Source organism: Marinifilum fragile (assembly GCF_963677365.1).
GTDB lineage: Bacteria > Bacteroidota > Bacteroidia > Bacteroidales > Marinifilaceae > Marinifilum > Marinifilum fragile.
In genome coordinates, this window is sequence record NZ_OY781962.1 from 1,012,229 (window position 1) to 1,025,130 (window position 12,902).

At 35.7% G+C, this 12,902-nt stretch carries 10 protein-coding genes; 6 read left to right on the plus strand and 4 right to left on the minus strand.

All coding sequences use genetic code 11. The annotated features are described in order from the left end of the window. Positions 1-552 precede the first annotated feature (552 nt). Positions 553-3,036: a CoA-disulfide reductase gene (locus ACKPCA_RS03805; RefSeq protein ID WP_321281504.1), complete on the minus strand. Its 2,484-nt coding sequence runs from the start codon at positions 3,034-3,036 to the stop codon at positions 553-555. Positions 3,037-3,548: 512 nt separating this feature from the next. On the opposite strand from ACKPCA_RS03805, the gene ACKPCA_RS03810 reads away from it, so the two are divergent. From ACKPCA_RS03810 to ACKPCA_RS03830, 5 genes are all read left to right on the plus strand, one after another. Further along, on the plus strand, positions 3,549-4,145 hold the full coding sequence (locus tag ACKPCA_RS03810; RefSeq protein ID WP_321281505.1) for an ABC transporter ATP-binding protein: 597 nt from the start codon (positions 3,549-3,551) through the stop codon (positions 4,143-4,145). 23 nt (positions 4,146-4,168) lie between these two features. After that, the gene (locus ACKPCA_RS03815) at positions 4,169-4,966 is read left to right on the plus strand and encodes an ABC transporter permease (protein WP_321281507.1); all 798 of its coding nucleotides are present in this window, start codon (positions 4,169-4,171) and stop codon (positions 4,964-4,966) included. 449 nt (positions 4,967-5,415) lie between these two features. Continuing rightward, positions 5,416-7,041 (plus strand): indolepyruvate ferredoxin oxidoreductase subunit alpha, encoded by a 1,626-nt coding sequence (locus ACKPCA_RS03820; RefSeq protein WP_321281509.1) that lies wholly within the window; start codon positions 5,416-5,418, stop codon positions 7,039-7,041. 32 nt (positions 7,042-7,073) lie between these two features. Further along, a complete protein-coding gene (locus ACKPCA_RS03825; RefSeq protein WP_321281511.1) occupies positions 7,074-7,658 on the plus strand; it encodes an indolepyruvate oxidoreductase subunit beta in 585 nt (194 codons plus the stop codon). 427 nt (positions 7,659-8,085) lie between these two features. Continuing rightward, positions 8,086-9,135, plus strand: coding sequence for a hypothetical protein (locus ACKPCA_RS03830; protein WP_321281512.1), 1,050 nt, complete (start codon positions 8,086-8,088; stop codon positions 9,133-9,135). An 88-nt stretch (positions 9,136-9,223) separates the two neighbouring features. On the opposite strand, the gene cobA is transcribed toward ACKPCA_RS03830, so the two are convergent. The 3 genes from cobA to ACKPCA_RS03845 all read right to left on the minus strand — a co-directional run bounded on the left by cobA (position 9,224) and on the right by ACKPCA_RS03845 (position 11,368). Then, positions 9,224-10,003: a uroporphyrinogen-III C-methyltransferase gene (cobA, locus tag ACKPCA_RS03835; RefSeq protein ID WP_321281513.1), complete on the minus strand. Its 780-nt coding sequence runs from the start codon at positions 10,001-10,003 to the stop codon at positions 9,224-9,226. A gap of 89 nt (positions 10,004-10,092) precedes the next feature. Next, positions 10,093-10,923 (minus strand): NAD(P)H-binding protein, encoded by an 831-nt coding sequence (locus ACKPCA_RS03840; protein ID WP_321281515.1) that lies wholly within the window; start codon positions 10,921-10,923, stop codon positions 10,093-10,095. A gap of 13 nt (positions 10,924-10,936) precedes the next feature. Next, positions 10,937-11,368, minus strand: a complete 432-nt coding sequence (locus ACKPCA_RS03845) for a hypothetical protein (protein ID WP_054721753.1) — start codon at positions 11,366-11,368, stop codon at positions 10,937-10,939. A gap of 135 nt (positions 11,369-11,503) precedes the next feature. On the opposite strand from ACKPCA_RS03845, the gene ACKPCA_RS03850 reads away from it, so the two are divergent. Further along, on the plus strand, positions 11,504-12,802 hold the full coding sequence (locus ACKPCA_RS03850) for a hypothetical protein (RefSeq protein WP_321281517.1): 1,299 nt from the start codon (positions 11,504-11,506) through the stop codon (positions 12,800-12,802). Positions 12,803-12,902: the final 100 nt, after the last annotated feature.

Sequence of the window (12,902 nt, forward strand, 5' to 3'; positions counted from 1 at the left end):
TCGGAATTTATGCTTATTAAATATCAAGAAACGAAATACAGAAGAATATCGTAACCTGTGAAATCCAGATTCAATTGCATGGTTGAGTTCAAAGATTGATGCAATTAACCCAGCTTTTCAAATTTATTTCCACTTTTAAGAGTATCTAATTTACGAAATTGACAGACGAATGTCCACTTTTTATAAGGCTTTTCTTCTTATTTGAAGTAGCTAATTTACATGCGTTTAAGATAATCTAAAAGCATGATAATAGCTATAATTCTTTAGGTTAATATTTTTTAATCAATCTAATATATTTTTAATGAGTAGTTGTACGTCATAAACAATTGTAATAGCCCATTTCTTTATATTGGAAGAAAAGATTTTTTAATGAACAATAATCCTGCTTTTAAAGTCCATATTGTGCCTATAGTCTTCCTTCGGTCTTCCTATAGTCTTCCTATAGTCAAGAAAATATAGTGTTTTTTGTACATAATTGAATGGACTAATGAGTAATAAAAAACCTGACAGATTTTTCTTTCTGTCAGGTTTTTTATTATATCAAGCTTGAGCTTAAATAAACAAATTCAAGTTAGATTGTTCTGCTTCCGCTAGGTAAGTTGCAACACCACCAATCTGAACACCATCCAACAATTCTTCTTTGTCTACGCCCATTACGTCCATTGACATTTGGCAAGCTATCATTTCAACACCATTCTCCATGGCACTTTGAAGCATATCTTCCAACGAGTCTACCTTTTTGGCAAGCATTCTCTTCTTCATCATTTTGGAACCAAGTCCCATCATGTTCATTTTTGACAGCTTAAGATCATCAGCTCCATTTGCCATCATCTTGCCAAACATTTTGCCCATCATGTCCTTTTCAACCTTTGGTTTTTGAGCTTTCTTAATGATATTCAATCCCCAGAAAGTAAAAAAGAGAGTCACTTTGTTTCCGGTAGCAGCCGCTCCATTGGCAATAACCAGTGAAGCCAAAGCACGGTCCATATCATCAGAGAAAACCACCATAGTTTTGTTTTTTGGTAGGTTGCCAGCAGTCATAGGGCATGCTTCCTTACTGGCTTGTTTCTCAATCAAAGCGGTATAAATTCCTTTCTCAGAATCCACAGAAATTAATTGGTTACCAGTCATCTTGCACCATGCTTCTACATCTTTTGCAAATCCAGGATCGGTAACCTTCTGTTGCAAGCGTTGCCCATTTTCCAATTGATCCATCTCTTTTTTCAATTTGATGATTGGACCAGGACATTGCAAACCGCAAGCATCAACTTCTATTACCTTTGTATCTGTGTTGGTTCCTTTATTTTCAGATTTGGGTTTCCCTCTGTAGATATGACTGTCTCTTGCAATATAACTCGACTCAAAAATATCTTCATTACTTTGTTTACAGGTTGCATGTTCGTAAGTTTTGTAGCCACCACTTAGGTTGTATACTTCCGAAAATCCTTTTTGCATTAAAATACGTGCGGCAAAATATCCTCTTAAACCAACACCACAATAAATAACAATCTTTTTATCTCTCGGAATTTCATCCAGGCGATTTCTGATTTGATCGACTTCGATATTTACCGATCCCTCAATATTTCCCAATTCATATTCATCCGGAGTTCTAACATCCAAAATGAAGTTGTTTGGAGCATGAAGTTGATAAAGCTCATCCCAATGCATGATTTTCACCAATCCTTCGATGATATTTCCTGCAGTAAATCCAGCTTGGTTTACAGGATCTTTTGCAGACGAGTAGGGAGGAGCATAAGCATGTTCAATTTCTTGAAGATCGTAAATGGTGCCGTTATTTTGAAGAACTGTAGCAATCATATCCGTACGCTTATCAACCCCTTCGTAGCCTAAAACTTGTGCTCCATATAGCTTCCCATTTTCTGGATGGAACATCAGTTTAATACTGGTAGGAGTTGCTCCTGGATAATATCCAGCATGTGATCCTCCATGAGTGATATTTGAGATGTAATTGATTCCTTCCTTTTTCAATACTTTCTCTGCCAATCCGGTAGACCCAACAGTCAAATCAAATACTTTAGCGATTGCTGTAGCAATTGCACCTTTGTATTCGTGTTTGTGACCCAATACCAAATTGTTAGCAAGCAAACGTCCTTGCTTATTAGCGGGACCGGCCAAATAAGCATTGGTATATTTTCCAGTAATAGGGTGAGGAAAGGCGATTGCATCCCCCAAAGCATAGATATGCTCATCACTGGTTTGTAGGTATTTATTAACTTGGATGCCACCATTTGGAGCAAGATCAATTCCAGCTTCTTTAATTAATTTTGTCTCAGGACGAACACCAATTGATAGAATAACCATATCGGCTTCAATTTTTCTTCCCGATTGTAAACGAATTTCAAGATAATCGCCTTTGCGATCAAATTCACTTACTCCATCCTTTAGAAAAAATTCTACGTTTTTAGTTTTCAGATGCTGATGAACTACTGCTGCCATTTCATAGTCCAATGGAGTCATTACCTGTTCTGCCATTTCAACTATAGTAACCATCATTCCCAGGTGGTGAAGGTTTTCTGCCATTTCCAGTCCAATGAAGCCTGCACCTACTACAACGGCTTTTTGTGGCTTGTTTTCATTGTAGTAAGCTTTTATTTTATCTGTATCTTTTACATTTCTTACAGTGAAAATTGCAGAATCGTTGATGCCAGGAATAGGAGGCTTAATTGGTTCTGCTCCTGGTGAAACAATCAGTTTATCGTATGTTTCTGTATATACAGTATTGCTTTTTAAATCTTTTACTTCAACTTCTTTCTGCTCTCTGTTGATTTTAATTACTTCATTAAGTATTCTCACATCAACATTTAGTCTTTTGTTGAAACTTTCAGGAGTTTGTAACAAAAGATTTTCCCTTTCGGTGATTACATCACCTACATAGTAAGGCAATCCACAGTTTGCATATGAAATGTGTTCACCTCTTTCAAACATGATTATCTCTGCTGACTCATCCATCCTTCGAAGACGAGCAGCCGTTGTTGCACCTCCTGCAACTCCACCAACAATTAAATATTTCGCCATTGTATATCTTGTAATAATTATATCTGTACAAAAATAAACATCCAGATATCTAGATGTAATAGGTGCAAAAGTAAGATTTGATTTAATGGATACAAGACTTCTGTACAGTTTTGAGATGTGTTTTGTAGCATGTTTTTAATCTATGTGCTTGTTAGTTATTGAATATCTGTTGTATATGTAAGGTGTGATATATCTCACACTGGATTAAATTGAGAAATATCTCAATATTATTATTGTGGAATTTAACTTACTCTACAAGTAATGAGCATCTAGAGCATTACAAAAGATCAGGAATAAGGAAATCTATCAGCAAAATAAATGTGATAAATGCACGGGTAAAAAGGTAAAATAGGCTTATTTTCGTTTTAAGGATAATACCGATTTTTAATTAGTAAGCGCTACTTGTTCGTATCACTCTAAATGTAGAACTAATTATATATGGGCATTTTAATTTAAAATTTCAGAGTAAGTTTTAAGCGAAACTATGAAATTTAAATGGTGTAAATTACAGTATGATAAAATTTGATAATGTAAGCTTAAAATTCTCAGATCAAATTATTTGTGAGAGACTTAATTTCGATGTAAAATGTGGCGATTCATTTTGTTTGAGTGGGCCTTCTGGAATAGGAAAATCGACTCTGTTGAAATTGATGCTTGGAATTATTTTACCTGATTCTGGTGATATATTTATAGATGGTCACAAACTTGCTTCTGATAATGTTGAAGAACTCAGAAAACAAATGAGCTGGCTTCCTCAAAATGTTAATCTACCTGTTGATTCTGGACAAGAACTGATAGAATTATTACAGTTGAATGAAAAACAGGTAGAAATGTTTAAGCATTATCTGCAGCAGCTTGAAATAAATAATGGAGAGCAGGAGAGAGTCTTTACTGAAATTAGTGGTGGACAAAAACAGAGAATTGTATTGGCAGCAAGTCTGAGCCTGCAAAAGCCAATTATATTATTAGATGAACCAACTTCTGCACTTGATGAAGAATCAATAGAACTATTGATTCAACTGGTGAATAGCCTTAAGGATAGGACCGTTGTATCTACTTCCCACAATAGCCAATGGGTGAAGAGTTGCTCAAATGTATTTGAATTGTAATGATTTGATAAAATCAACTTGGTATGCAAGAAATAGCTGATATTGGAATAATACACCTAATTGTTGGAGGTTCTTTGATGATCATCCCTATTGTGGGATTTTTGTATTTCAAGCTTAAAATTATCAAAGAAACTTTGATTGCAATGATTCGGATGATCATTCAACTATCATTGGTAGCACTCTATCTTGAATATATTTTTGAATGGAATAATGCGTTCATTAATTCTGCCTGGGTAATCGCCATGGTGTTGGTTGGCACTTATACTACCATTAAACGAACGGGCTTATCTTACAAGCATTTTGTACTTCCGTTTTTTATATCTGGATTGACCAGCATATTTATTGTAGATACCTTTTTTCTTGGTTTCATCATTCAATTGGATTATGTATTTGATGCCCGTTATTTCATTCCCATTTCTGGTATGATTTTAGGGAATGCATTAAATCACAATATTGTTGGAATTAGCAATTACTTTTCACGATTGCATAAAGAACAAGAATTGTATTTCTTTCTCTTGGTGAATACCAATAGTCAAAAACACTCCTTGTTACCATATATCCAATCAGCCATTAAGAGTGGTCTGAACCCTTTAATTGCAACCATGTCGGTATTGGGCTTGATTTCCTTACCAGGAATGATGACAGGACAAATTTTGGGAGGTAGTTCGCCAGTGATAGCCATAAAATATCAGATTCTAATCATGATTGCCATATTTGTTGGATGTTCTTTAAATTTGATGGTAAGTATCATCTTGACCAATCGATTTGTATTTGATTCTTACGGTAGATTTAAACCGGGTATTTTTGCAGCTAAGAAATAACTTTTTGCCTTATGATGTGGTAGATAGATTAGTCTTGTGATATCTACGCAACCGTTTTCGTTATTTGAAATGAATCTAAAAAATCTCTGGGGAATATTTTTTTATTGGCTTTAATCCAAATAATGGTATTTTAGCAGCAAATAAAAGTAGAAAGCTCATTTGAGTTACAATCTATAAGTAGAAATGAAAGATTATTTTGAATTTTACTTTTACGTTCTCGCATACTTAGTATGTTTTTTTGAAATCTTCGGTGGATTATAAAATCCACCCCTTACCGCGATCCTTAAATTTTAGGGTCCGTTTTCCTATACACAATAATTTGTAACTGAGTTTTTGAATTTGAAGTATTTTTTACTTCAAATCGTAAAATCACATCTCTCGCATACCTGCAATTTTAGATTGCAAGTTGTCTGAACACATAGAAAACTAAATAGTTAAACAAATATAACATGCAAAAGTCTTTACTATTAGGTGTTGAAGCCATTGCACAAGGTGCAATCGATGGCGGAATGTCTGGAGTTTATGCTTATCCAGGAACACCTTCAACCGAAATTACAGAGTACATTCAACACTCTAAGCAAGCACAACAATTAAATATTCACAGAGACTGGGCAGCCAATGAAAAGACTGCTATGGAATCTGCTTTAGGAATGTCATATGCTGGTAAACGTTCTATGGTGTGTATGAAGCACGTAGGTTTGAATGTTGCTGCTGACTGTTTTATGAATGCTGCAATTACTGGAGCAAATGGTGGTATGTTGATCGTTGTTGCTGATGACCCATCAATGCACTCTTCTCAGAACGAGCAGGATTCACGTGTGTATGGTAAGTTTGCCATGATGCCAATCCTTGAACCATCTAACCAGCAAGAAGCATATGATATGGCTCGTTTCGGATTTGAATTGTCTGAAGCTTGTGAAATTCCAGTATTAATGAGAATTACTACTCGTTTGGCTCACTCTCGTGCAGGAGTTACTCGCGCTGCTGAGGTTGTTGCTCAAAACGACATGAAGTTACCAGAAGACAAAGTACAGTTCGTATTGCTTCCAGGTATCGCGCGTAAGCGTTACAAGTTGTTGTTGAACAACCAGGCAAAATTCGAAACTGCTTCTGAAGAATCACCATATAACAGCTATACCGAAGGTACTGATAAATCAATGGGTATCATCGCTTGTGGTTTAGGTTACAACTATTTAATGGAGAATTATCCTAACGGAGATTGCCCATACCCAGTTGTAAAAGTAAGCCAGTACCCAATTCCTCGTACAATGATTCAAAAAATCACCAGCGAGTGTGATAAGGTAATGGTATTGGAAGAAGGATATCCTGTAGTTGAAGAAATGTTGAAAGGATATTTGGAAAAAGAAGCTGTTATCGGTCGTTTGGATGGTACTCTTTCTCGCGATGGTGAGTTGACACCTGAAATGGTTGGTAGAGCTTTAGGTTTTGATGTTGAAGAAGGTGCTGAAGTGCCTAACTTGGTATCTGCTCGTCCACCAGCATTGTGTGTTGGATGTTCACACATTGATGTGTATACTGCATTGAACGAAGTTGTAGCTGAGTATGGTGCAGGTCGCGTATTTGCAGATATAGGTTGTTACACTCTAGGTGCATTGCCTCCATTTAATGCGATCAACTCATGTGTAGATATGGGTGCTTCTATAACCATGGCTAAGGGTGCTGCTGATGCAGGATTGATTCCATCGGTTGCAGTAATTGGTGACTCTACATTTACTCACTCGGGTATGACTGGTTTATTGGATGCAGTTAACGAAAAGACTCCAATTACAGTAATTATTTCTGATAACGAATCTATTTCGATGACTGGTGGTCAGCATTCATCTGCTAAAGGTAAATTGGAATCAATTTGTGAAGGTTTGGGTGTTGAGCCAGAACATTTACATGTATTAACTGCTGTACCTAAAAAACGTGATGATTTAAAAGATCTTCTTCGCAAAGAATTTGAATACCAAGGAGTATCTGTAATTATTCCTCGTCGTGTTTGTGTTCAGAAGAACGTTCGCGATCAGAAAATCAAGAAAGCCGCTATAGCAAAAGCAGCTGCTAAAGCATAATTCAATTAATAACCTGAAAAACTAAAAAGACGATGAAAACAGATATGGTCATAGCAGGTGTTGGTGGTCAAGGGATTTTATCCATTGCTGCTGCTTTAGGATCTGCTGCTCTAGAAAATGATTTATATATGAAGCAAGCTGAAACTCACGGTATGAGTCAGCGTGGTGGTGATGTTCAGTCATTCATGAGAATTTCTGACAAGCCAATTTATTCAGATTTGATTCCAAAAGGAGGTGCTGATATCATTTTATCAGTTGAGCCAATGGAAGCGCTTCGTTACCTACCTTACTTAAAACAAGGTGGATACGTAGTAACCAACTCAACTCCATTCGTAAATATTCCTGATTACCCGGAAATGGAAAAGTTAGAGAAGACAATTAAAGATCTTCCAAACTACGTTTTGATCGATGCTGATAAGATTGCTGAGGAAACAACTGGTTCTAAGCGTGCTTTCAACTTCGTAATGTTGGGTGCTGCTTCACCATTTATCGATGTTCCTTTCGAGTATCTTGAAGCAGGTATTCGTAAGATTTTCGAAAGAAAAGGAGAGGAAGTAATCGAAATGAATATCAAAGCACTTCATGCAGGACGTAAGTTTGCTGAGGAAAACAAATAGTATTTGTACCTAACCTAGACTACTATAACTCAGAATCCCCGTCAGGAATTTTCCTTTCGGGGATTTTTTGTTTACAATTAGAGAAGATCTTAACCTGTACTTATTTATATTTTAAGCAATAGAGTTTTTTTTCTAGTACTACCATAGGTTTATTTCCAATGTAAGACGACAAATTAATCTAGTACTTGTCAAGACTTTTTTCTACTACTAGAGAGTAATCTCATCCTGCACTGGTCATCGGTTTAATCTAATGCTAGAAAATAATTTTATCAATCTTCAGATGTTTTAGATAGCCAGCTCTAATTTAAAAGCATTGCACTTTTATGAGTAAGTTAAAATTTAGTTTAATCAGGATATGTCAATGTGAAGGCCATGTTTTTATTGAATTGTTTATAATAATGTTTTACTTTGCGCAAAAAATAAAACATTGGCAAAAAAGAAGAAAAATAAACTGTTAAGTTGGATATGGTACTTTGTTGTGGTGCTAATTGTTTTGGGCATTGGCTTTAATCTTCCATCTTTAAATTGGTTAGAATTCAATTTAAAATTGGCCTTACAAATCATCATTACCACAAGCATTGCAAGTTTTATCGGTAATCTTATCGAGGAGAGAAACTGGTCACAATTGATGAAGCGATTTACCAGTCCGATTATCCGATGGGCAAAACTGCCAAATATTTCCGCTACCGCTATATTTAGTTCATTTTTCTCTTTGATTACTGCAAACAGTATGCTTACATCTGCATACGAAAACAATCAGATGAGTTGCAAACAACTTCGAGTAAGTGCAATGTGTACTTCTTTCATGAGTTATTTGTACCATAGCCTTCGAATCATGTATCCAACCATTGCAGCAGTGGGAGTAGTGGGAGCCAGTTACTTTGGATTGCTTTTCGGATTGGGTTTTCTTGTAGTTTTTATAGCCTTATTGGCATCGAGATATAGCAAAACGATTCCTGATATTCAAAATGATATTCAAGTTGAGAAAGAGGAGAGAATTGCTGATACCTGGAGGGTGAGCATAGAGAAAGCTCGCAAAAAAACTTACTTGGTGGTGCAAAGGATGTTCCTTATCGCAATTCCGATGTTTTTGTTTTTCTCTTTTTTAAATGAAATTGGTTTTTTCGATTTATCGGATAGTTTGTTTAAATCTTCAAGTTTGAGAGAGTACTTTCCTCCGGAATCTCTTGCTGTGGCAAGTTCTATGTTGGGCGGCATTCTTAGTGCAGCTACTGTTGCTGCAGGCTTTTTAAAAACTGGAAGTTTACAGGCTTCTCATGTTTTAATAGCTTTGCTAATGGGCAATATTATTTCACTTCCCATAAGAAGTTTAAGAAGAAGTTTGCCATCAGCAATGAGTGTTTTTCCTGCTAAAGAAGCACTTGTAATTGTATTGCTAAATCAAGGAAGTAGGTTGGTGAGTAATATATTATTATTAGGAACGATATTACTACTGATGTATTATCATATCATTTAAAAAGCAGATTGCTTGTACTTATTTCGGTAAGTATAGATACTATAAATTACTTTTGACTCAGGCCATTCACCTGAGTCGTTTTATTGAATCACGAATTACAATCAGAACATTGATTTAGCAGTTCATCCGCCTCTTCGAGCATAGGCATTATATTTTCACCAATAAGCATAATGGTTGGCATCTCAAGAGGATTTTGCTCTAGCTTACTCATGAAATTGCTTAAGTTTCCAAACAACATCTTTTCGTCGGGATAGGATACTTTGGAGATGGCACAAATGGAAGTGTCTGCTTTCACACCATTGCCAATTAGTTTATCGATGATACTACCAAGGTTATTCAAACCCATGTATATCATTACAGGAGTTCCCAATTGAATCATGCTTGAAACGGCATCGAACTGTTTCATGTCGCCATCCAAAGTAGTGCCTGTACAAAATAATAAAGTGCGGTTTATTGAGCGCTCGGTAATTGGAATTTGGCAATGGTTTGCCGCAGCAATACCAGCTGTAATTCCAGGAACAAGTTCATAATCAATCTTCTCGTTTCGAAGAAAGCGTACTTCCTCAATTCCTCGACCAAAGATTAGAGGGTCGCCGGTTTTTAAACGAACAACACGTTTGCCTTCTTCAACACCTTTTTTCATTAAGGCATTGATTCTACACATGCGCTTTATTTGGTCCTGCTGATCTTTATAAGTTTTCCCAACATAGATTTTTTCACAACTCTCGGGAAGCATTTCAAGAATTTGTTTTCCAAGCAAAGCATCGTATAATACCATGTCTGCCTCCATTAAAACCCTGTGAGCTTTTACCGTCAATAAATCCGGATCTCCAGGTCCTGCCCCTACAATGTACAATCTATGTTGCATTTCAGTCCTCTTATATGATCAATTCTACTTCTGTAATTTATAGGATCACAAAAGTAGAATATTCTTAAAGAACCTCAAGTAAATTCAATTTAAATTGTGTCAAGAGGACTTGTGTAAATAAATTTATAATTCAATTTCTTGGTTAATTTGGATGAATCAACCCATTTGTAAGCCATTTGTTCATCTTCTAGAAATTCAGGTTCGGGCAGATTGGCTGCACGAGCTGCTTTTTGGTAAAAATCTTTTCGAGTTGGGTGCTCCGGACAGCAAGCATTAAAAACATCTCCCCAAACATCTTGCCTGATAATCTCAGATATGATTTTCACGCAATCATCCTGGTGAATTAGATTTACCGGAACCAAACCATTCTTTAATTTCTTTTTGTTCGATAGAAATCTTCCTGGATGGCGATCATAGCCTATTAAACCACCAAAACGTAATATGGTAGTTTCAAAATCATTTGATTGAGAGAGTATTTCTTCCGCCTTTACTAAAGCTTTACCACTTGCCTTTTCAGGAGTTAATTGAAGTTCTTCGGTAACTTTACCTAGCGTGTTTGGATAAACAGAAGTACTACTAATGAATAGTATTTTTTTTACGCCATGTTTTTGGGCGTTCTGTTTAAGTGTCTCTATTTGCTTAGGATAAAAGTTTTCGATATCATCTCGTCGTTTAGGAGGGATACTGCATATAATAATATCAGTATCAAAAAAATCATCATCACTACACACCTCTAAATGTGGATTTAATACTACTTGGTAGGCTTTTATTCCGGCTTCCCTCAATTCATGCAAATTTTCTTTTTGCATGATCGATCCTTTTACCTCAAAGCCTTGTGAAAGCAGTTTTTTAGCTAAAGCCAAACCTAACCATCCACAACCAAGTATTGAGATGCGCTTCAAATTAGAAGTGTCTGTCATAGTTCAATGGATTTTATGAATTAGGTTTGTTTTCGTCCAGAATTTCGGTAATGCTCACCAGACAGTTTGCAATTTCACGTTTAAAAGGATGATTTGGCATAATACCACTTTCAGCATCCAAGCCATTCAATATTCCCATCCAAATTGCACTAATTCCAAAACCAACCAAAATGTCTTTCTGATAATTTTTTACAAATACCTTTCTAAACTCTTCAGTAAAATTGTTGAATTTAACCGCGATTTGAAATGCATAACTAGAATCGGTATTATTTCTATTTTCAGTATGATAGTTAATTGCTTCAACAAATGCTGTGGCAAGTTGATTGGATTCAATTTCAATTTCGTTTCGCTTGTCCTGATTGATATCCATGTCATTAACTCCTTTTAGAATCAGATCATTGATATCCTTTGTATTTAGTGAATCCTTTAATAATATAGCGTCCATATTGTATTTGTATTTTATAAGAGGATCTAAAATAGTAGAAAAAACTGTGACTTGGATATTATTTATATTTCAAATGCTTTATTAATTTTGATTCATACTTAAAATAAACACTATTATAACCTTTAAAATTCACAGATGAAGAAACTATTATCACTTGTTATATTAGGCGGAATTATTGCATCGTGTACCCAAAAGCCAGATGCAAATCTGGAAATGAATCAAGTTGCAGAAAGTTACGTGAAAACCGTATTGGAGATTGGTCTTTACGATCCATTGTATGTAGATGCTTATTATGGGCCAAAAGAATGGAAGACAGAAGTGGAGCAGCGAAAATTAGATGAAATTCCTTCTGCTGAACTCTTAAAACGTTTGGATGAATTAAATGTAAAAGTGAAGGCTCTTGATGTTTCTGAAAAAGATGAAATGCTGAAATTGCGTAAGCAATACCTGTTAAAACAATTTATTGCAGTTAAAGCAAGAATTGAAATGCTATCAGGAAAGAAATTTACATTTAATGAAGAATCTAATGCATTATATGATGCAGTAGTTCCTGATTTCGAAGACGAGCACTTTGCAGAAATTATCAATGAATTGGAAATATTGCTTCCTGGTAAAGGTAATTTAATAGATCGCTTGGCCAAATTTCAAAAGGATTTTGTAATTCCCAAAGACAAGGTAGATACTGTGTTTAGAGCTGCAATCGAAGAATCGCGTAAGAGAACGAAACAACATATTTCTTTGCCAGAAAATGAAAATTTTGAATTGGAATATGTTACCGATAAAGCTTGGGCTGGCTACAATTGGTACAAAGGAAACAACTTTAGCTTGATTCAGGTTAATATCGATTTCCCGATTCTTATCGATAGAGCCATTGATTTGGCAAGTCATGAAGGATATCCAGGTCACCATGTTTACAATTCATTGTTGGAGAGTAATTTGGTGAAGAAAAGAGGATGGGTTGAGTTTTCTGTGTACCCATTATTTAGCCCTCAATCATTAATAGCAGAAGGAACTGCAAATTATGGTATTAACGTGGTTTTTCCTCGCGAGGAGAGAATGAAGTTTGAGAAAGAAGTTCTATTTCCTTTGGCAGGTTTAGATACCGAAAAAGTTGATTTGTATTACCAAATTCAAGAATTAACGCACGAGTTAACTTATGCCAGAACTTCGGCCATGAGAAATTATCTGGATGGAAAATGGACAAAAGAAGAAACAGGTAAATGGATGGAAAAATATGCTTTGCGCAAAGCAAATGAATCAACTTTCAGATTTCCGGAAACTTATCGTAGCTATATCATCAACTACAATTGGGGGCAAGATTTGGTGAAAGAATACGTAGAGAAAAGAGGAGGTGTAGAGACCAATCCCGATAAGCGTTGGGAAATTTTCACTCATTTGATTTCGACGCCTCAGGTTCCAACCAATTTAAAATAACTAGAAACAATTATACAACGCCATTGAAATTCATCAATGGCGTTTTTCTTTAAAAATCACTACAAGTAGGTATATGTTGTTAGGCTGATAAAAACTAGCT

What these genes read in the sequence shown, in the direction of transcription:
- ACKPCA_RS03825 (WP_321281511.1), top strand. Translation starts at nt 7,074, where the DNA reads ATGAAAACAGATATGGTCATAGCAGGTGTTGGTGGTCAAGGGATTTTA.
- ACKPCA_RS03805 (WP_321281504.1), bottom strand. Translation starts at nt 3,036, where the DNA reads ATGGCGAAATATTTAATTGTTGGTGGAGTTGCAGGAGGTGCAACAACG.
- ACKPCA_RS03815 (WP_321281507.1), top strand. Translation starts at nt 4,169, where the DNA reads ATGCAAGAAATAGCTGATATTGGAATAATACACCTAATTGTTGGAGGT.
- ACKPCA_RS03850 (WP_321281517.1), top strand. Translation starts at nt 11,504, where the DNA reads ATGAAGAAACTATTATCACTTGTTATATTAGGCGGAATTATTGCATCG.
- cobA (WP_321281513.1), bottom strand. Translation starts at nt 10,003, where the DNA reads ATGCAACATAGATTGTACATTGTAGGGGCAGGACCTGGAGATCCGGAT.
- ACKPCA_RS03810 (WP_321281505.1), top strand. Translation starts at nt 3,549, where the DNA reads ATGATAAAATTTGATAATGTAAGCTTAAAATTCTCAGATCAAATTATT.
- ACKPCA_RS03845 (WP_054721753.1), bottom strand. Translation starts at nt 11,368, where the DNA reads ATGGACGCTATATTATTAAAGGATTCACTAAATACAAAGGATATCAAT.
- ACKPCA_RS03820 (WP_321281509.1), top strand. Translation starts at nt 5,416, where the DNA reads ATGCAAAAGTCTTTACTATTAGGTGTTGAAGCCATTGCACAAGGTGCA.
- ACKPCA_RS03840 (WP_321281515.1), bottom strand. Translation starts at nt 10,923, where the DNA reads ATGACAGACACTTCTAATTTGAAGCGCATCTCAATACTTGGTTGTGGA.